This is a genomic window from Hoyosella levis, from assembly GCF_026008515.1.
Lineage (GTDB): Bacteria > Actinomycetota > Actinomycetes > Mycobacteriales > Mycobacteriaceae > Lolliginicoccus > Lolliginicoccus levis.
Window position 1 is genome coordinate 100,859 of record NZ_BQYM01000007.1, and the last position, 18,935, is coordinate 119,793.

The following is an 18,935-nucleotide window of genomic DNA, read 5'->3' on the forward strand; positions in this document are numbered from 1 at the left end:
CAACACCGCGACGCGGACGAAACCGCCAGCAATACTGGAGGCCGCGAAAGGAGCACCGCCCCGATGAAGCTCTCCCCGCTCGCCGCGCGCGAGCCCGCCCACCCGGACGGCGCTGCCGAAAGCATGTACGTCCACACTGACGGAGCGCGGATCCACTACGTGGTGCGCGGTGACGCTGCCGCCGAGCCCTTGGTGGTGCTGCACGGCAATGGCGAGGACCATGCCACTCTCGCTGCGCAGATCGCTGCGTTCGCCCGCGAGTTCCGGGTGATCGCCATCGACTCCCGTGGGCACGGGCGCTCCACAGCAGGCTCGGTTCCGTGGGACTTCCCGCTGCTAGCGAGGGACACGTGCGCCGTCCTCGATGCGGAGGGCGTGCGATCAGCCCGGCTATTCGGCTACAGCGATGGTGGCAACACCATCCTGCAGATGCTCCTTGACCATCCCCAGCGTGTCCGTTCCGCCGTCGTGGTCGGCGCGAACCTCGATCCCGCCGGCCTGCATCCCTGGGCGCGTGCCTCGATGGTGGCGCAGAAGATGCTGCTCGGCGTGGTCTCCCGGAGGCTTCCGTGCGTGCGCCGGTCGGTTCGCAAGCTCGCGCTGATGACCGACCATCCGCGGATCGATCCGGTGCGGCTGCGCCATGCGGAGGTTCCCGTGCTGGTGATGGCGGGGGAGCATGACGTCATCCGAGCCGGGCACACCGCGTTGATCGCCCGGTCTCTCCCGGCTAGCGAGCTGCACATCATGGCCGGTGCCGGGCATGACATCCCGATGGCCCGGGCCGTGGAGTGCGCGCAACGGGCGCTGGATTTCCTGCGCGATGCGTGACAGCGAATCCTGAGCGGGGGTCAGCGCCACCAGGTGTCGGCTGGCGTGACGGGCACCGTCCGCTTGTGCCGGGTGGCGAGGAAGATGCCCTCGATGCGCTCGGTGACCTGCTCCGAGGTTTCCTTGCCCTCGAGGTAGTCGTCGATCTCGTCGTAGGTCATCCCGAGGGCTGCCTCGTCGGGCAGCGCGGGCCTGCCATCCTCGAGGTCGGCGGTGGGGATCTTTTTCCAGATGCTGTCGGGGGAGCCGAGGTGCTGGAGCAGTTGCCTCCCCTGGCGCTTGGTCAGGCCGGTCAGGGGCGTGAGGTCAACGCCGCCGTCTCCGTGCTTGGTGAAGAACCCAGTGACGGCCTCTGCGGCGTGATCGGTGCCGACGACGAGCATCCTGAGCTGCCCGGCGATGGCGTACTGGGCGATCATGCGCTCGCGTGCCTTGATGTTGCCGCGGACGAAGTCACTGATCCCGTCGGAACCCCCGGGAACGCTGGCGATGGCGGTGGAGCATTCGGCACTGGCAGCGTCGGCGGCGGGCTTGATGTTGACGGTGATCGACTCGTCCGGGGCGATGAAAGCGAGCGCTGTCTGCGCGTCCTGCTCATCGGATTGGGCTCCATAGGGGAGCCGGACCGCGACGAAGCGGGCGTCATGGCCGTCCGCGCGCAGTTGCTCCGCGGCGAGCTGGCAGAGCTTGCCGGCGAGAGCGCTGTCCTGGCCGCCACTGATGCCGAGCACGAAGCCGCGCGTTCCGGTGCTGAGCGCGTAGTCCTTGAGGAAGGCGACGCGCCGCTCGATCTCGGTGGCGGGGTCGATGGCGGGGGCGACGTCGAGCTCGTCCTGGATGTGCTGCCGCAGATCGCTCATGGGACCACTTTAGTGCGCGCCGCGCTCGGCTTCAGGGCGCAGGTGGTCGCGCAGGGCACGAAGGGTGGTGAAGAACGCGTCGCGCTGCTCGGCGGGGATGCCGTCGAGGAAGTGCTTCTCGACGATGGCGAGGTGCCCGGGGAGCGTGCCAAGCAAGTGCGCGAGCCCGTCCGCGGTGAGGGCGGCGGTGGTGCCACGGCGGTCGTCGGGATTGGTCTCGCGAGCGACGAGGCCCCGGCCCTCGAGGCGGTCGACAAGGCGGGTGGCGCCACTATTGGTAAGGCCCGCTTGCGCCGCGAGATCGGACATGCGCAGGCGATGGTCCTGGTTGCGACTGAGCCGCAGGAGTGCTTCGAACTCAGCGGGGGCGAGCTGGTGGCTGGCGAGCTGCGTAGCGGTGTGGTCGGTGAGGGCGTTGTAGGTCTCCGCGAACATGCCCATCAGGGTGATGCGGGGGTCGTGGAGGAGCTCGCGGTTGTCAGCCATGCCTCGATGCTAGGCCAGGAAAGGGCGAATTTTATTGCCTCGGCAACGAGATGTTGGCGGTGTCACATGACGAATCGGCGGTTTGGCAAAGCTGATGGACCAGGAATGCCCAGGCCTCGATGACCTGCTCGAACGTCAGATGCTGGACCTGAACCTGGTGCAGCACAACGGGTGCGCTGATGACAGCGAGCAGCGCGGTAGCTAGAGCCTCCGGCTCCGGCACGCCCCCGAGCTCCCTCAGCAAGTAGGCAAGATGGGTGTGATCGACGTGGCGCGGCGGGGCCCCGAACAGGTTGGCCGGGTCGCGGTCGGCGGCGCGCTGCAGCTCGCCGTGCTGGCGCAGGAACTCGATCCGCGCGGTGCCGAAGGCCGCGAGACGCTGCTCGGGCGGCGCGCCCGGGCCTAGCGGAGGAGGGCCGAGGAGGAAGCCGTGCTGGAGTGCTTGCTCCTCGGTGTCGAGCAGTGCCTGCAACAGTCCGGCGCGGGTGCCGAAGCGGCGGAAGATGGTGCCCTTTCCGACGCCCGCGGCCTGGGCGAGGCAGTCCATGGTGAGGCTGTCGGCGCCACCCTCGGCGAGGAGCGCGCGGGCGCTGTCGAGTATGCGCTGCCGGTTGCGAGCGGCGTCGGAGCGCTCGGCATCAGCTCCCTGGCCCGCGGGGGGCCGGGGAGCGGGCAAGAGGGGGAGGGCATCCACGCCGTCATCGTATCGGGGCCGAGGCGATGTGATTCGCAGCACACCTTGGCTCGTTGCGGAAGTAATCGGACTGCGGTCCGGTTGAAGCGGTCAAAGGATCCCCGCGATCCCGCCAGCAGCCACCACTCCCAGTACCCCGGAGGAAGCCATGACCGCATCGACCACCATCGCCGTCCTCGTCGGCAGCGTCCGCGCCGACTCGCTGAACCACCAGCTCGCCCGCCTCGCCGCGGAGAACGCCCCGGGCGCCGTCAACGTCACTATCGTTGACGGGCTCGCTTCCGTGCCCTTCTACTCCGAGGACCTTGACAGCCCCGCCACCATCCCCGCAGCTGCAGCAGCCTTCCGGGAGACGGTGGGAGCCGCCGATGCAGTACTTCTCGTTACCCCCGAGTACAATGGCACCTTGCCCGCAGTACTGAAGAATGCCATTGACTGGGCCTCCCGCCCGTTCGGCGAGGGAGCCATCAAGGACAAGCCCGTCGCCGTGGCGGGAATCTCGGCAGGACAGTACGGCGGGAAGTGGGCTCACGACGATGCCCGCAGGTCGGCCGGAGTGGCGGGCGCCCGAGTGGTCGAGAACCTCACCCTCTCCATCGGCGGTGCCTACCAGCGCTTCGCCGATAACGGACCTGCGGACGACGCCGAGCTCGTGGACCAGATCCGCGAGGTCGTCGCGGAGCTCGCGAACGCGGTAGCGGTTGCGGCATAGCCGGGACCCTTCCGTGGCCGATATAGTGTCAGCCGACATCGCTAAGCGGAAGAGGGATCCCCATGAAGGTTCGTAAGTCATTGCGCGCGCTCAAGCAGAAGCCCGGCGCCCAGGTCGTCCGGCGGCGCGGCAAGGTGTACGTGATCAACAAGAAGGAGCCGCGCTTCAAGGCTCGCCAGGGCTGAGGCCACGTGAAGCACCTGGCTCGAGATAGCCGGCTGTTGTTCACGTGTGACCCAACCAGGCCTCGCCAAGCGCCCGCGTGCGGTAGACAAGGATCAGGAGTTCGCTGATCCCCGAAACCGCGCGCGGGCGCTTGAGCGAGGAGACCAACCGGTGAGTAGATTGCCTGGCGCCAAGGGCGCCTTCCCAGGATTCGTGGCCGCGACACCACGCGCACAGCATTGCCTCACCGTGCTCATCCGCGGCGGCGAGTTCCGCAGCGGAGACTTTGTCGTGCCCATCAGCGACGGCGGCCTCAAGATCAGCGGTGGCGTGACGGATGGCAAGTTCATCCCACCGTCCGACGGCAGCCACGGCATCTATGGCGAGTTCCTCGAGGTCCCCGGGGGAGTCACGGGCCTCGATGGCGTCTCACGCTTCCTCGGCAACATGGGCGCCGTCACCTCTCGCGTCGAGGCGGTCAAGCCCCTGGTCATCAATGACCTCCTGGCCTTCGACCTGACGCTCTTCCTCCGCATCCACGTCCACAATCCCTTCGTGGGCGGCGATTGCTACATCGGCACCCACGCCAAGCCACTCATCGTGCGCATGCAGCGCATAGACGGTGCCGAGAACATCCCACGGCTCATCCGCAAGGGCATTCCGGGCAGCGTGATCGGCATCAGCAACGTCAATGTCGCTGCCAGCGGCTTCCCCGTGCCCTCCGTGAGCGGAGCTGGACCCATGGGCGCGTTCAATACGGTCGTCAACCTCCGCGCGAGCCTTCCCAACGCGGGAACCACCTCGAAGCTGTCGGTCCGCACGGAGGCTTTCCTCGCCCAGAACCCCGACTTCACCGGCGAGTGACCCGCGCTGCTCCGGCGGGTGGAGCAAGTTGCCTTGAGCTGCCTACTGCACGAGGACTGTGCGAAAAACGACAGCTCCGATCACGGAAGCTGTCGTTTCTCGCACACTCGCAAGGCGCTCGGGCAGGAGCGGCCCCCTAGCCCTGCTCGTCCCGCCGCGGCCGACCAGGCCGGTTGATCGGTCGCGCGTCGCGAGGTTCCCGACCGGCGTCGCGCAGTGCCGCGCGCAGCAGGTACTCGATATGCGCGTTGGTGCTGCGCAGCTCGTCCGCCGCCCACTTCGCGATCGCGTCGTGGACGGCGGGATCGAGCCGCAGCAGGATCTTCTTCCGCTCCATGGCTACTGGTAGAGCGAGCCGGTGTTCACCACGGGCTGCGCGTCACGATCCCCGCACAGCACCACCAGCAGGTTCGAGACCATGGCAGCCTTGCGCTCCTCATCGAGCTCGACGACAGAATCCGCCTCGAGGCGGGCGAGCGCCTGCTGCACCATCGTGACCGCGCCCTCGACGATGAGCTGCCTGGCCGCGATGACCGCCCCCGCCTGCTGGCGACGCAGCATGGCCTGGGCGATCTCCGGAGCGTAGGACAGCCGCGTGATGCGGGACTCGATGACCTCGACCCCGGCCGAGGTGACGCGCGCGGCGATCTCCTCGGCGAGCTTTGCATTGATCGCGTCCGCGTTCTCCCGCAGCGAGAGCTGGCCCGACGAATCATACGGGTAGCTGCCAGCGATGTGCCGCACCGCCGCCTCGGTCTGGAACGCGACGAACTCCACGAAGTCATCCACCGCGAAGACCGCGCGGGCGGTGTCCTTGACCTGCCACACCACGACGGCCGAGATCTCGATGGGATTGCCTTCCACATCGTTGACCTTCGACTTCGTGGTCTCGTGATTGCGGATGCGCACCGACACCCGCTGCCGCTGCGTCAACGGATTGACCCAGCGCAGGCCCGGGATGCGCACGGAGCCGCTGTAATTGCCTCCGAGCACCTGCAGCACGCGCGCCTCGTTGGGCTCGACGAGCGTCAGGCCCACGAGCATGAAGATCGAGACGATGATGAGGAGGATTCCTGCGACCGCGAGGGCGATCCCCGGTGCTGCCGAGTCCTGGCCGAGCGCGATGCCGCCGAGGAGGATCGCGACCCCGGCGAGGACGCCCACGATCCCGCCGCCGAGCACGGGCCAGCCGTTGATGTTGGTGGCTTCTCGCTCGCTGATGGAGGGGGCGGGGATGACCGGGGTCCCGGCGGTGCTATCGAGGGGCGTGCGTGATTCAGGCATATAAGGCTCCTTCTCGAGCAGTTGATGCCATGATGATATCACTTTTTACGAGTGTGTGAATAGCGTGAGCGGTGCTATCCGCTCACGCTCGGTTCACGGCTCCTTGCGCACGATCGCCAGGATCTCCGGTCCACGGTCATCGAGCACGCGCGCCGCTATGCGTCCGCCGTAGAGCCAGGCAGCCCCTCCCGCAGCGCCACCCACTGGCACCGCCAGCCACGCCAGCCAGCCGCCGGGAGCGGTCAGGGCGAGCATCGTCACGAACACGACCACCACTGCGGCGATGGCCACGATCCCGGACAACAACGCAGGCCCATTGAACGAGCCACGCGTGGAGAAGGGGTTGCCCTGCTTCGCGGACGGCACCGGATACGGCGCGGTAGCGGAGGCCACCACCACGATGGCGGAATCGGCACCAAGCGCGAGGAGCAACGACCCCGCATCGAACGCGAGCGCATCCAGCCCTCGGCCGAAGAACAGGTAGCGCACGAGGATCGTGCCCATCAGCAGGGGCGCGGCCAGGACCAGCCAGGCCAGTTGCTTGCCGCGCACGTCCACCCGCGTGCCGCCCGGCGAGACCAGCACCTGCCACAACGACGGGCCGTCGAGCCCGTAGAGATTCAGCCACCCGCTCACTAGCAGGATCGTCAGGATGAACCCGGACGTCGTCAAGTACACCGCCAAGGCCTCGGAGATCGACGGCCCGGCGAAGATGACGAGGAGGAAAACAGGCACTATGAGCATCAGGGCCTTGCGGCGAGGGTCGCGCCATGAGAGGAGCAACTCCTTGCGCGCGGCTGCCGCAATGGGCGTCGACGCCCCGTCGAGCCGCGAGGAACCGCGCTTCGCTGATTCCCCACCGCCCTGCTCGGGCCACCTCAGCTGCCGGGCGAACAGGGGAGTCCAGGCTGCGGCGAGCGCGGCGACGAGAGCGGCAAGAGCGAGGAGCACTCCCAGGGCGGCTCCCCACTGGCCCGACTCGGCGAGCGCGGAGGCCGTGGCTGCCCAGCTGAACGGCACCGAGCGCAGGACCGTGCTCAGCCACGCCGGATCGCCGTCGACAACAAGCGGAACGATCAGCTGCAGGCCCATGTAGAGCAACCACAGCACGGCACCGAGGGCGACGGTGATGATCATGGCGGCATCGCGTGCCCGGCGGCTGGTTGCGGCACCCGCGAGCAGCAGCATCACCACGCGCGAGAGCCCCACGATGAACAAGGCCTGCAGCGCGACCGCGGGTACCGCGATGACCAGCGCGAGCGGGGCATGCAGCAGAGCATGCAGCGCCGGGCCCGCGAGGCCCACGATCGCCAGTGCTGCTGGAACCGTCAGCAGCGAGGTGGCGAGCATCGCGCGCGCGAGCGGCCCGGCTGGCACCGGGAGCAGCGCGAAGTGCACGGGACGCAGGCCGCCCCCGGAGATGCCCGCGACCATGGGCGCGAAGACCCACCCCAGGCCCCACCCGATCGCGAGCAGCGCAAGAAGATCATGGTCGGCGCCGGGGCGATCGAGCGAGATCAGGCCGACCGCGAGGGAGGCGAGCGCGATCACCACCCCGAGGAGCCCTGCCAGTACCTTCACGACGAGCGTGTTGCCGGTGAGCTGGTGGCGGGCCATCGTCCAGCGCATTTCCAGGACGGTTCGTGCCAGCCCCGGTTGTTCTGGCCGGGGTTGTTCTAGCCGGGATTGTTCTGGCCGGGGTCCTTCTAGCGCAGCCATTGCAGCTCCCCCTCATCGTCGGAGCGACCACCGACGAGGCGAACGAACACATCCTCGAGGGACTCGCTTCCGCGCACCTCCTCGATGGGCCCCCGGGCGGCGATGGATCCGTGGGCCATGATCGCGACGTGGCTGCACAATTGCTCGACAGTGGCCATCACGTGGCTCGACAGGATGACGGTGCCTCCACCGGCCACGTAGCGCTGCAGGATGCGCCGGATCGTTGCCGAGGAAACGGGATCGACCGCCTCGAAGGGCTCGTCGAGCACGAGCAGCCGGGGTGCGTGCAGCATCGCCGCGGCGAGGCCGATCTTCTTGGTCATGCCCGCCGAGAAGTCGGCGACGAGCTTGTCTCGGGCATCATCGAGCCCGAGCACGGCGAGAAGCTCGGTCGTCCGCTCGTCAATGACGCGGGGCTCCATGCCGCGCAGGAGCCCCTGGTAGCGCAGCAGCTCCGCTCCGGTGAGGCGATCGATGAGAGTGAGCCCATCCGGGAGGACTCCCATCAGCGACTTAGCGAGCACCGGTTCGCGCCAGGTGTCGTGGCCGAAGATGCGCGCCTGCCCGATGTCGGGGCGCAGCAGCCCCGTGCACATGGCCAGCGTCGTGGTCTTGCCCGCCCCGTTGGGGCCGACGAGCCCGAAGAACGACCCCGCGGGAACGTCGAGCGAGATCGTGCGGACTGCTGGTTGCTGGCCGTAGGACTTGGCGAGCCCCTCGATCTCGAGGGCATTGGTGCCTGCCATGCTCGGGCCTCCCGGTTTTCGTGACAGCGTGTATTCCCCTCTGGATCCTTCCTTCTCGCGTACGACCCCGCCACCGGAGAGCGATGCGCGTGGCGTGGAGCATGGATATAGCGGGGAACACGGATATGCTGATCGTGCATCGAGCGATGTGATCCACGACATAGTGTTGAGGGATACTGGAATGGGGCAGCGGTTATGCCCTCGGCTGGTGGTCCTCAGTGGCCCATGTCTTGCTCAGCAGATCGACAAGAGGAGAACCATGTTCGACAGCAGCGACGAAACACATGCCCGGCTCGAAAGCGCGCGAGCAGCGGAAGTGGTGCGCGGCCGCCATCATTGCGACTGGATCCCCGAGATCAAGAAAATGTCGGACGACGAGGCCCTCCCGCTGCTGCTAGAGATTATCTCCGCGGCCGAGGAATCCACGAAGATCGCGGGCTGGGCAATGCCCCGCATCTACACCCACATGGCCGCGGATATCTACGCGCGCCAGGGCCAGAAGGACAAGGCAATCGAGGTTTGTGACCGGTATCTCGAGCATGTCGAGCAATTCCGCATGCACAAGCCCGAGGGTGGCGACCGGGGAGTGGAAGAAATCATCGAAGTGCGTGATCAATTGAAATCATGATCTGGTAGCTATCGTTCGATAGCCGCGATCCGCGCGAGTCCTCCCGCCCGGCCCCGCAGGGGGCTGGCTCGAGGCTCGTTGCCGTAGTGATCGCGGGGACGCGTGGACCGGACGGGGCCCGCTGCATCGCATGTCCAAGCATGCGATGCAGCGGGCCTCCTGCTGTTGCCTGGCGCTGCGCCTCGGCCGGCGAGTGGGCGCGCGGAAGGCGTCTCGTCGCGAGCGCCAGGGCCTCTCCCGCGTGCTGCAGCATTCCGCAGTAGCAAGTGGCCAGGTCACAGCTGGTAGCGCTCGCGGGGCGCCCTGGAACGGTGGGATCGGGGCGAATGACACCGGTGTTATTCACCTCGTCGCAACATCTGGGACACCCGGCGTGGCGACACGCCAACTCGGGCCCGGGCGAGGCGTCGCGACCTGGGAATTTCAGGTTTGTGATTACAAGATATGCGATTCGCTTGCAGTGTCAGACACTAGGTGTAGTGTCTACGACAGAGCAGCACCCCCAAGGGTGGCGGTCGGAGGGGAAGCCGATCGGAGGCCTCGAAAGGTGCCGCTCAGCCGGTCCTGGGCCGGCTTTTGTCCGCTGCAAGGCGGGCTGATGACACTGGAGCAAGCGCCGATGGGTGCTGAGATGAAAGAGGTCGGCAGCAGATGAGCATCACTGTCTACACCAAGCCCGCATGCGTGCAGTGCAACGCTACCTACCGCGCCCTCGACAAGGCTGGCCTCGAGTACGAGATCATCGACATCTCCGAGGATGACAGCGCGCGTGACTTCGTCATGGCGCTCGGCTACCTGCAGGCCCCCGTCGTGGTGGCTGGCGATAACCACTGGGCGGGCTTCCGGCCAGATCGGATCAAGGAGCTCTCTGCCGTTGCGGCATGATGCCAGCGGGCGGCGCGCCCTGCGTGGCGCGTGGCCGCGCTAGCGAGGATTTAGTGCCGGGAGGCGCGCGGGAGGTCGGGCAAGAATTACGCGGCGGTGAAAGCAATGGCAAATATTGTTTACTTCTCCAGTATTTCGGAGAATACGCACCGTTTCGTGAAGAAGCTCGACCTTCCTGCATTCCGGATTCCCACTCAAAGTGAAGGCGAAGTTCTTGAGGTCGACGACCCCTATGTGCTGATCCTCCCCACCTATGCGGGCGGGAAAGACGCGCAAGGTCGCCACCTAGGGGCTGTGCCTAAGCCGGTTATTCGGTTTCTCAATAACCCTCATAACCGGAAACTCATCCGTGGCGTCATCGCTGCGGGAAACACCAACTTCGGTGATGCCTTTGGCGTCGCCGGGGACATCATCTCGACGAAGTGCCAGGTGCCCTACCTGTACCGCTTCGAGCTGATGGGCACAGCTGAGGACGTGCACCGCGTCCGCGAGGGATTGGAACAGTTTTGGCACCGACACTCACCACCCACATGACCCCGGCCCCCGTGCGCCAGGACGAGCCCGAGCTCGACTACCACGCGCTCAACGCCATGCTGAACCTGTACAGCCCCGACGGCAAGATCCAGCTCGAGGCTGACACCGCCGCCGCGCGACAGTACTTCCTGCAGCATGTCAACCAGAACACCGTGTTCTTCCACGACCTCGACGAGAAGCTCGACTACCTCGTCGAGAAGGACTACTACGAGCCCGAGGTCCTCGACCAGTACGACCGCGACTTCGTCAAGTCGCTGTTCCAGCGCGCGTACAAGAAGAAGTTCCGGTTCCCCACCTTCGTCGGCGCGTTCAAGTACTACACCAGCTACACCCTCAAGACCTTTGACGGCAAGCGCTACCTCGAGCGCTTCGAGGACCGTGTCTGCATGGTCGCGCTCAGCCTGGCCGCGGGCGATACCGCCCTCGCCGAGCGCCTCGTCGACGAGATGATCTCGGGCCGCTTCCAGCCCGCCACTCCCACCTTCCTCAACGCGGGCAAGAAGCAGCGCGGCGAGCCCGTGTCATGCTTCCTCCTGCGCATCGAGGACAACATGGAGTCGATCGGTCGCTCCATCAACTCGGCGCTGCAGCTGTCCAAGCGCGGCGGGGGAGTGGCGCTGCTTCTGAGCAATATCCGCGAGTACGGCGCGCCGATCAAGAAGATCGAGAACCAGTCCTCCGGCGTCATCCCGGTGATGAAGCTGCTCGAGGACTCGTTCTCCTACGCCAACCAGCTCGGGGCCCGGCAGGGCGCGGGCGCGGTGTACCTGCATGCCCACCACCCGGACATCTACCGCTTCCTCGACACCAAGCGCGAGAACGCCGACGAGAAGATCCGCATCAAGACGCTGTCGCTCGGCGTGGTGATCCCCGATATCACCTTCCATCTCGCCAAGAAGAACGAGGACATGTACCTGTTCTCGCCCTACGACGTCGAACGCGTCTACGGGGTCGCTTTCGCTGACATCGACGTCACCGAGAAGTACTACGAGATGGTCGACGACCGGCGCATCCGCAAGACCAAGATCAAGGCGCGCGAGTTCTTCCAGACGATCGCCGAGCTCCAGTTCGAATCCGGCTACCCGTACATCATGTTCGAGGACACCGTGAACCGGGCCAACCCGATCAAGGGCAAGATCACGCACTCCAATCTGTGCTCGGAGATTCTGCAGGTCAGCACGCCGAGCCGGTTCAACGAGGACCTGTCCTACGCGGAGATCGGCAAGGACATCTCCTGCAACCTCGGCAGCCTGAACATTGCCAAGACGATGGACTCGCCCGATCTCGGAGCGACGGTCGAGACCGCGATCCGGGGGCTCACCGCGGTGTCCGACCAGACGCATATCAACTCGGTGCCCTCCATCGAGCATGGCAACAACGAGTCCCATGCCATCGGCCTCGGCCAGATGAACCTGCACGGATACCTCGCCCGCGAGTACATCCAGTACGGGTCCGAGGAAGGCATCGACTTCACCAACATCTACTTCTACACGGTGCTGTTCCACGCGCTGCGCGCCTCCAATCGCATCGCGATCGAGCGGGGCAGCTACTTCAAGGGCTTCCCGGAGTCGAAGTACGCCTCCGGCGAGTTCTTCGACAAGTACATCGAGCAGGAGTGGAAGCCCAAGAGCGCGCGGGTGCAGCAGTTGTTCGACGGCGCGGGCATCCACATCCCCACCCCGGATGACTGGCTCGAGCTCAAGGCATCGGTGCAGGAGCACGGCATCTACAACCAGAACCTGCAAGCAGTGCCGCCGACGGGGTCGATCAGCTACATCAACCACTCCACGTCGTCGATCCACCCGATCGCCTCGAAGATCGAGATCCGCAAGGAAGGCAAGATCGGCCGCGTCTACTACCCGGCGCCGTACATGACGAACGACAACCTGGAGTACTTCCAGGATGCGTACGAGATCGGCTTCGAGAAGATCATCGACACCTACGCGGCGGCCACCCAGCACGTGGACCAAGGCCTGTCGTTGACATTGTTCTTCAAGGACACCGCCACCACCCGTGACCTCAACAAGGCGCAGATCTACGCCTGGCGCAAGGGAATCAAAACGCTCTACTACATCCGGCTCCGCCAGATGGCGCTCGAGGGCACCGAGGTCGAGGGCTGCGTGAGCTGCATGCTGTAGCGCGCGAACAGAACTGTCGGACTGCTCCTGTAGACCTATCCGCGTGACCCCACGCCAAGGCTCGGGAACCCGGTCCAGCCCGCTGCCCGGGCTGCAACCCAGGCAGCGGGACCAGGACCGCCGCACGGAAGACGACCGCACACATGAAAAGGGCCCGGCTGCTGCAACAGCCGGGCCCACGGCCCCAGCGCGCGCCAGGACCCATTCAGAGAACACCAGGGTAAGCGAGCACGGTCCCGTCAGCAATACGACGGGACCGGTATGGGGCATATCCATGCGAAAGGATTGCCAACTCGTGACCACCGCGATCACCCGGCCCGCAGCCGCGCACTACCCAAGCGGCCAGCATCCCGGTAGCCAGTACCGCAGCCCTGTCACCGGCCGCACCGACAGGGGCCCCGGCTTCCAGCGCCGTGTCCCCATCGCTGGCACCGCCGAGTTCAAGGAACGCATGCAACCGGTTCTCGACAGGCTGCGCCCCTACTGCTCCGGCCAGCCCGCCGACGATGTGGCCCGCCAGCTCGAGCAGGCGTGGGCGAGCGCCACCGGTGAGGCACTGCCGCAAGGCCTGCGCTCCACCATGGCCACGATCCTCGCCTGGGGCGAGCGCGTCGTCCTCGCATAGGGGTTTGCCCCCCGAAGCCGTCGCCGGATCGTCCTGACGGATCGTCGCAGCGCAGCCGCACGTTGAAATCCGCCGGTACTCGCATACCATCGGTATCTATGGCGCACGACGTGATCATCGTGGGGGCCGGCTTCGGGGGCATGGGTGCCGCGATCGAGCTGGGCAAGATGGGGATCGACGACGTCGTGATCCTCGAGCGCGAGGACGATCTGGGCGGAACCTGGCACGTCAACCACTACCCGGGCCTTGCCGTTGACATCGCGTCAGTCACCTACTCGTACTCGTTCGAGCCCAATCCGAACTGGTCGCGCCTGTACGCGCCAGGCTCGGAGCTCAAGGCCTACGCGAGCCACGTCGCCAACAAGTATGGCCTGCGCCGCCTCATGCGATTCGGAGTAGACGTGGTCGGCGCGACGTGGGACGCGGACAAGGCCGAGTGGGAGGTCGCTCTTGCGGGCGGCGAGACCCTGCGTACCCGGTACCTGATCACCGCCACCGGGTACCTCAGCCAGCCCAAGCTGCCCGACATCGAGGGCATCGAGGACTTCGCTGGCACCGTGATCCACAGCGCCAAGTGGGACGACGAGGCCGACCTCGAGGGGCGACGCATTGGCGTGATCGGCACCGGGGCGACCGGTGTGCAGCTCGTCCCGGAGCTGGCCAAGATGGCCCAGCACCTCACGGTGTTCCAGCGCACGCCGATCTGGGTGGTACCGAAGGTCGATTTCACGATTCCTGCGCCCGTTCGCACCGTGTTCAGCGCGCTGCCCATCACTCAACGCGTTGCCCGTTTCGCCAATTCGGCTGTCCTGGAGACGCTCAACACCGTGGGCGTGCTCAACTACAAGTACGGCCACCGGTTCAATGACGTCGCCGCGTTGCTAGCGAAGGCGCACATGTTTGCCCAGGTGCGGGATCGCCGGACCCGCGCCGCGCTCACCCCGCGGTACTCGTTCGGTTGCAAGCGGCCCACCTTCTCCAATGCCTACTTCCCGACCTTCGCGAGATCCAATGTCACGCTCGAGCCCACATCGATCCGAAGGGTGCTCCCGGACGGCATCGAGATGGCCAATGGGACGGTGCACGAGATCGACACCCTTGTGCTGGCGACGGGATTCTCGCTCTGGGAGAAAAACTTCCCCGCGATCGAGGTCACCGGCCGCGACGGGCGCAACCTGGGCGAGTTCTGGCGCGAGACCAGGTTCCAGGCATACGAGGGGTTGGCCGTGCCGAAGTTCCCCAACTTCTTCAGCCTGCACAGCCCCTACAGCTACACCGGCCTCTCGTACTTCTGGACCATCGAGGCGCAGATGGTGCACCTGCGACGCGTCTTCGAGGAGATCGAGCGCCGTGCGGCGCGCACCGTCGAGGTCACCGAGCAGGCCAACGCCGAGTTCCTGGACAACATGACCGACCGGCTGGGTCGATCGGTGTTCCAGCTGGGCTCCTGCGAGGGAAGCCGCAGCTACTACTTCGACCCGCACGGCGAGGCAACATTGCTGCGCCCGAGCTCGGTGATCGGCGCGCGGCGCGACGCCCGGACCTTCCCGATCGACGACTACGTGTTCGACTGATCGAGCGCCGCGAACAGCGCGGATGGAGCGCGGTCGGGGCGGGAGGCGAGACCGTCGAGATCACGTTCGCTCCGCCGGTCCCGGGCAGCAGCACGGTGAATGAGGTCTGGGTGAGCACGAACCCGAGCCAGGCCTCGGAGCCGACGGCGCGGCCGGTGCCCCCGGCGGCTGTGGCAGCAAACGCGATAGAAACCGCGGAGATCCGAGGGCGGCTTCTATCGCGTTTACCGGTTTCCGGTGCTTTTGCGGTGGCGCGGCCTCCAGCGCGGTCGCCAGCGCGGCCTCCAGCGCGGTCGCCAGCGCGGCCTCCAGCGGGGTCACCCGCCGACCCGCTGGGTCACCCCTCGTCCAGCTCGTCTCCTGGCATCGCGCGCAGCCGGTCGAGCTGGCGGCGTTCCCGCTTTGTGGGCCTGCCCGCGCCACGATCCCGCCGCGGCACCGAGGCGAGGACTTCCCGCGGCGGGGGAGCGGGACTGCGATCGAGGTAGGCGCGCTGCGCGACCGGTGCGCCCACTCGCTTGGCGAGCGGCGCCACCACTTCGAGGACGCGCAGCGTCCCGTGGTGCCACACGCGCACCTCGTCGCCTGGTCCGATGAGCTGCGCTGCCTTCGCCGATGCTCCGTTGACCCGGACGTGGCCGCCGCGGCAGGATGTCGCGGCCTGGGAGCGGGTCTTGGTGATCCGTACTGCCCATAGCCATGCGTCCACGCGGACGCGGCTGCTTCCGTGCTCGCTCATGCCACCAGGATAGGGGCGCGGGCATGCGTGGCACGATTGAGCAGAGCCCGGCACAGGGGTACTCTTCGCGGGTAGCCTCGATGGTCCGGGCGCCCGCTCCTCGTGGGCACCGTGACGCCAGTTGGTTCGAGGTTCAAGACTTATTGGGAGTAGGGGATCATGACGGCTCTTTCTGATGCACACAGCCCCGCTGGTGGTGCTCCGATCAAGCTCGTGAGCCGGGTCTCGGCCATCAACTGGAACCGCGTGCCCGATGAGAAGGACGCCGAGGTGTGGGATCGCCTCACCGGCAACTTCTGGCTGCCGGAGAAGGTGCCGGTGTCCAATGACATCCCGTCCTGGGGCACGCTCACCGATTTCGAGAAGCAACTGACGATGCGGGTGTTCACCGGCCTGACGCTGCTCGACACCATCCAGGGCACCGTCGGCGCGGTGTCGTTGATCCCCGACGCGTTGACGCCGCACGAGGAAGCAGTGCTGACGAACGTGGCGTTCATGGAATCCGTCCATGCGAAGAGCTACTCGCAGATCTTCTCCACCCTGTGCTCCACCCGCGACATCGATGATGCGTTCCGCTGGTCGGAGGAGAACACGAACCTGCAGCGCAAGGCCCAGATCGTCATGGACTACTACCGTGGCGATGATCCGCTGAAGCGCAAGGTCGCGTCCACGCTGCTCGAGTCGTTCCTCTTCTACTCCGGCTTCTACCTGCCCATGTACTGGTCGTCGCGGGCGAAGCTCACCAACACCGCGGACATGATCCGGCTGATCATCCGTGATGAGGCCGTGCATGGCTACTACATCGGCTACAAGTACCAGCGTGGCCTCGAGCTCGTGAGCGCCGAGCGGCGGCAGGAGCTCAAGGACTACACCTTCGAGCTGCTGTTCGAGCTGTATGACAACGAGGTCGAGTACACCCAGGATCTCTACGACGGTGTTGGCCTCACCGAGGACGTCAAGAAGTTCCTGCGCTACAACGCCAACAAGGCGCTGATGAACCTCGGCTACGAGCCGCTGTTCCCGAAGGACGAGACGGATGTGAACCCGGCGATCCTCTCGGCATTGTCGCCGAACGCCGACGAGAACCACGACTTCTTCTCCGGCTCCGGCAGTTCCTACGTCATTGGCAAGGCTGTCAATACCGAGGACGACGACTGGGACTTCTAGCCCGCGGCTCCATGCGTGCGCCGGTTAGGATCCGACGGTGAGCGCGATCCTGCTGATCGCCGCGCTGATAGTCCTGTTCGGCCTGGTCTCGGGACGGCTGCGCGGTAGTCCCGTGACCGCGCCGATCTTCTTCGTCACCGCGGGCCTCGCGATGGGCGCCACGGGCGTCGGAGCCATCGACGAGGCCGCGGATCACGAGGCCATCCGCGTGCTCGCCGAGGCCACTCTCGTCCTGGTGCTGTTCACCGATGCCGCGCGCATCAACCTCGCGGTGCTGCGCCGCGAGTATTCCTTGCCACTGCGGCTACTGGGCATCGGGCTGCCCCTCATGATCCTGCTGGGCACCGGCGCGGGCATGCTGCTGTTCGACGAGTTCACGATGTGGCAGGCAGCGCTCCTCGCGGCTGTTCTCGCGCCCACCGACGCCGCCCTCGGCGTGGCAGTCGTCAGTGACGAGCGAGTCCCCGTGCGCATCCGCCAGACCCTCAATGTCGAGAGCGGGCTCAACGACGGGATCGTGCTGCCGGTGGTGCTGGTGCTCGTGGCGCTCGCGGGCCAAAGCACACCGGGCACCACCACCGATTGGGCACAGTTCGCGGCTGCCCAGGTCGGCTGGGGCGTGCTCGCGGGAATCGGGATCGGTGCGGGCGGTGGCTGGTTTCTGCAGCGCGCGTCGGCCGCTGGCTGGGTCACCTCCACCTACCAGCGGCTCGCCGTGGTGGGGCTGGCCGCGGCCACCTATGCCGGTGCCGAATCGCTGGGCGGCAATGGGTTCATCGCTGCGTTCATGGCTGGCCTCGCGTTCGGCACGGTCGCGCGCCGCGAGACCCGCCACGTGGATGACTTCGCGTCACGCGAGGGCGAGCTCCTCACGATCATTACCTTCACGGTGTTCGCTGCCGTCGTCGCGGGGGACCAGCTCGCCGATGTCGATTGGCGGGCATTCGCGCTCGCCACGGCCAGCCTGCTCCTCCTCCGGCCCCTCGCGGTGGCGATAGCCACGGCCGGAACGGGGCTGCGCCTCGAATCGGTGTTGTTCCTGGGGTGGTTTGGCCCGCGCGGGCTCGCGTCGATACTGTTCGCGCTGCTCGTGGTGGAGCAGGCCGGTGTCGCGAACTCGGCCACGATCCTGCTCATCGCTACGACCACGGTGATGCTGAGCGTGCTTGCCCATGGCCTATCGGCCGCGCCGTGGGCCCGGGCGTTCGGTGCCCGGTCTAGCCAGCTCGATGCCGGCGCGCCCGAGCACCAGGTCGTGGAGGAGCATCATTTGCCGTCGCGGCACCGGTGGAACATCCATGTCCCGCCCGGGAACCTCCAGCGCTAGCCGCTGAACTCCACGCGAGCGATCGCCGGCCAGGCATTGCGCAGCTTTCCGATCGAGTAGATGAGCTTCATCGTTACTGGGCCGAACACACCATGCCCCGGCACCATGCGCTCGGTGCGGACCTTTTCGACCGCGGGCACCTTGGTGCGCAGCTGGTCCAGATCATGCGGGTCGAGGGAGAAATACATAGCTGGGATCTGGTAGTCCTCGCGCTTCTTCCAGCCCTTGCGCGTCTTGCGGCTGAACCACTCCGGCACGACGTTAAAGATGGCCTCGCTGCCGGGGAAGCGTTCCCCGCAGGCCTGCAGCAGCCCCGTGACCTCGTCCTCGGTGAAGTACTGGAACACACCCTGGGCCAGGATCAGCACGCCATCCTCGGGATTGGTGACGTGCTCCATCCAGGCAAGGTCGAACGCGGAGACCGGTACATTGACGAGCCGGTCATTGGCGGGAATGAGCCGGTCGCGCAGCATCGCTACCGGGGGCACGTCCACCGATACCCACCGCACCGTGCCGTTGTCGATGCGGAAGAAGCCCGTATCGAGTCCATCGCCGAGCGAGACGATCGTGCCCGCGGGATGCCGGGCGAGGAACTCATTGGACACCCGATCGAACGTGAGGGCCCGCATCCAGTTCGGCTGCGCTGTAGCGCCGAACTTCTCCCAGTCGTAGTCCAGGCTGCGAAACACCTGCACCGCCACGGGGTCCTTCAGCTTCGCGCCGGGGCGCTCGGCCTCCAGCGCGCGGTCACGGAGCGTTCCGAGCATCGTCTCGGGCACGGGGTCGAGGAGCTTCTCGAGCTCTTCCGGGGTGATCATATGAGGCTCTCCCTCGTGCGGATCGATGGGCTCGAAACCCCTGCGATCAAGTCTGGCGAATCGGATTCGGCTACGTCAACGCGTACGTACGGATAGTAGGGCAAAGCGGCCGAATTGCCAGGCAAATCAACCACGGCGC

The 18,935-nt window shown here is 66.4% G+C and carries 21 protein-coding genes; 12 read left to right on the plus strand and 9 right to left on the minus strand.

All coding sequences use genetic code 11. The annotated features are described in order from the left end of the window. The first annotated feature begins 63 nt into the window (after nucleotides 1-63). Entirely contained in the window at nucleotides 64-831 is a 768-nt protein-coding gene (locus QC765_RS09155; protein WP_278314135.1) for an alpha/beta fold hydrolase, read from the plus strand. A gap of 20 nt (nucleotides 832-851) precedes the next feature. On the opposite strand, the gene nadE is transcribed toward QC765_RS09155, so the two are convergent. Genes nadE through QC765_RS09170 form a run of 3 tightly spaced genes read right to left on the minus strand, consistent with a single transcriptional unit; the run spans nucleotide 852 to nucleotide 2,871 of the window. Next, nucleotides 852-1,691, minus strand: a complete 840-nt coding sequence (nadE, locus tag QC765_RS09160) for an NAD(+) synthase (RefSeq protein WP_278314136.1) — start codon at nucleotides 1,689-1,691, stop codon at nucleotides 852-854. A 9-nt stretch (nucleotides 1,692-1,700) separates the two neighbouring features. After that, the gene (locus QC765_RS09165) at nucleotides 1,701-2,177 is read right to left on the minus strand and encodes a MarR family winged helix-turn-helix transcriptional regulator (protein ID WP_278314137.1); all 477 of its coding nucleotides are present in this window, start codon (nucleotides 2,175-2,177) and stop codon (nucleotides 1,701-1,703) included. Between the two features lie 31 nt (nucleotides 2,178-2,208). After that, on the minus strand, nucleotides 2,209-2,871 hold the full coding sequence (locus QC765_RS09170; RefSeq protein WP_278314138.1) for a TetR/AcrR family transcriptional regulator: 663 nt from the start codon (nucleotides 2,869-2,871) through the stop codon (nucleotides 2,209-2,211). A gap of 148 nt (nucleotides 2,872-3,019) precedes the next feature. On the opposite strand from QC765_RS09170, the gene QC765_RS09175 reads away from it, so the two are divergent. From QC765_RS09175 to QC765_RS09185, 3 genes are all read left to right on the plus strand, one after another. After that, a complete protein-coding gene (locus QC765_RS09175; protein ID WP_278314139.1) occupies nucleotides 3,020-3,583 on the plus strand; it encodes an NADPH-dependent FMN reductase in 564 nt (187 codons plus the stop codon). A gap of 62 nt (nucleotides 3,584-3,645) precedes the next feature. Beyond that, entirely contained in the window at nucleotides 3,646-3,768 is a 123-nt protein-coding gene (gene ykgO, locus QC765_RS09180; RefSeq protein WP_149361194.1) for a type B 50S ribosomal protein L36, read from the plus strand. 151 nt (nucleotides 3,769-3,919) lie between these two features. Next, the gene (locus tag QC765_RS09185; RefSeq protein ID WP_278314140.1) at nucleotides 3,920-4,612 is read left to right on the plus strand and encodes a hypothetical protein; all 693 of its coding nucleotides are present in this window, start codon (nucleotides 3,920-3,922) and stop codon (nucleotides 4,610-4,612) included. Nucleotides 4,613-4,748: 136 nt separating this feature from the next. Here the strand turns inward: QC765_RS09185 and QC765_RS09190 are convergent, their stop codons facing one another. The 4 genes from QC765_RS09190 to QC765_RS09205 form a co-directional block, all read right to left on the minus strand. Further along, complete coding sequence (locus QC765_RS09190; RefSeq protein WP_278314141.1) at nucleotides 4,749-4,949, minus strand: type II toxin-antitoxin system antitoxin; 201 nt, start codon at nucleotides 4,947-4,949, stop codon at nucleotides 4,749-4,751. A gap of 2 nt (nucleotides 4,950-4,951) precedes the next feature. After that, a complete protein-coding gene (locus QC765_RS09195; RefSeq protein ID WP_278314142.1) occupies nucleotides 4,952-5,896 on the minus strand; it encodes an SPFH domain-containing protein in 945 nt (314 codons plus the stop codon). Between the two features lie 93 nt (nucleotides 5,897-5,989). Further along, nucleotides 5,990-7,525, minus strand: a complete 1,536-nt coding sequence (locus QC765_RS09200; protein ID WP_278314143.1) for a hypothetical protein — start codon at nucleotides 7,523-7,525, stop codon at nucleotides 5,990-5,992. A 77-nt stretch (nucleotides 7,526-7,602) separates the two neighbouring features. Continuing rightward, on the minus strand, nucleotides 7,603-8,361 hold the full coding sequence (locus QC765_RS09205) for an ABC transporter ATP-binding protein (RefSeq protein WP_278314144.1): 759 nt from the start codon (nucleotides 8,359-8,361) through the stop codon (nucleotides 7,603-7,605). A gap of 259 nt (nucleotides 8,362-8,620) precedes the next feature. Between QC765_RS09205 and QC765_RS09210 the strand changes: the two genes are divergently transcribed. From QC765_RS09210 to QC765_RS09235, 6 genes are all read left to right on the plus strand, one after another. After that, nucleotides 8,621-8,989 (plus strand): hypothetical protein, encoded by a 369-nt coding sequence (locus QC765_RS09210; protein WP_278314145.1) that lies wholly within the window; start codon nucleotides 8,621-8,623, stop codon nucleotides 8,987-8,989. A 651-nt stretch (nucleotides 8,990-9,640) separates the two neighbouring features. Continuing rightward, complete coding sequence (gene nrdH / locus QC765_RS09215) at nucleotides 9,641-9,874, plus strand: glutaredoxin-like protein NrdH (RefSeq protein ID WP_278314146.1); 234 nt, start codon at nucleotides 9,641-9,643, stop codon at nucleotides 9,872-9,874. A gap of 105 nt (nucleotides 9,875-9,979) precedes the next feature. After that, on the plus strand, nucleotides 9,980-10,408 hold the full coding sequence (gene nrdI, locus QC765_RS09220) for a class Ib ribonucleoside-diphosphate reductase assembly flavoprotein NrdI (protein WP_278314250.1): 429 nt from the start codon (nucleotides 9,980-9,982) through the stop codon (nucleotides 10,406-10,408). Further along, a complete protein-coding gene (gene nrdE / locus QC765_RS09225) occupies nucleotides 10,405-12,546 on the plus strand; it encodes a class 1b ribonucleoside-diphosphate reductase subunit alpha (RefSeq protein ID WP_278314147.1) in 2,142 nt (713 codons plus the stop codon). The genes nrdI and nrdE overlap by 4 nt, the downstream gene beginning before the upstream one ends. Nucleotides 12,547-12,841: 295 nt before the next feature. Beyond that, nucleotides 12,842-13,171, plus strand: coding sequence for a hypothetical protein (locus QC765_RS09230; protein WP_278314148.1), 330 nt, complete (start codon nucleotides 12,842-12,844; stop codon nucleotides 13,169-13,171). Between the two features lie 98 nt (nucleotides 13,172-13,269). Further along, nucleotides 13,270-14,745 carry a flavin-containing monooxygenase gene (locus QC765_RS09235; protein WP_278314149.1) on the plus strand — a complete coding sequence of 492 codons (1,476 nt, stop codon included), beginning with the start codon at nucleotides 13,270-13,272 and terminating at the stop codon, nucleotides 14,743-14,745. 337 nt (nucleotides 14,746-15,082) lie between these two features. Here QC765_RS09235 and QC765_RS09240 read toward each other — a convergent pair whose 3' ends face one another. Next, the gene (locus tag QC765_RS09240) at nucleotides 15,083-15,484 is read right to left on the minus strand and encodes an RNA-binding S4 domain-containing protein (RefSeq protein ID WP_278314150.1); all 402 of its coding nucleotides are present in this window, start codon (nucleotides 15,482-15,484) and stop codon (nucleotides 15,083-15,085) included. A gap of 159 nt (nucleotides 15,485-15,643) precedes the next feature. Between QC765_RS09240 and nrdF the strand changes: the two genes are divergently transcribed. Together nrdF and QC765_RS09250 are read left to right on the plus strand one after the other, a co-directional pair. Beyond that, nucleotides 15,644-16,651, plus strand: a complete 1,008-nt coding sequence (gene nrdF / locus QC765_RS09245; protein WP_278314151.1) for a class 1b ribonucleoside-diphosphate reductase subunit beta — start codon at nucleotides 15,644-15,646, stop codon at nucleotides 16,649-16,651. 37 nt (nucleotides 16,652-16,688) lie between these two features. Beyond that, nucleotides 16,689-17,978 (plus strand): cation:proton antiporter, encoded by a 1,290-nt coding sequence (locus QC765_RS09250; protein WP_278314152.1) that lies wholly within the window; start codon nucleotides 16,689-16,691, stop codon nucleotides 17,976-17,978. Here QC765_RS09250 and QC765_RS09255 read toward each other — a convergent pair. Next, the gene (locus tag QC765_RS09255; protein WP_278314153.1) at nucleotides 17,975-18,796 is read right to left on the minus strand and encodes a class I SAM-dependent methyltransferase; all 822 of its coding nucleotides are present in this window, start codon (nucleotides 18,794-18,796) and stop codon (nucleotides 17,975-17,977) included. The genes QC765_RS09250 and QC765_RS09255 overlap by 4 nt on opposite strands. Nucleotides 18,797-18,935: the final 139 nt, after the last annotated feature.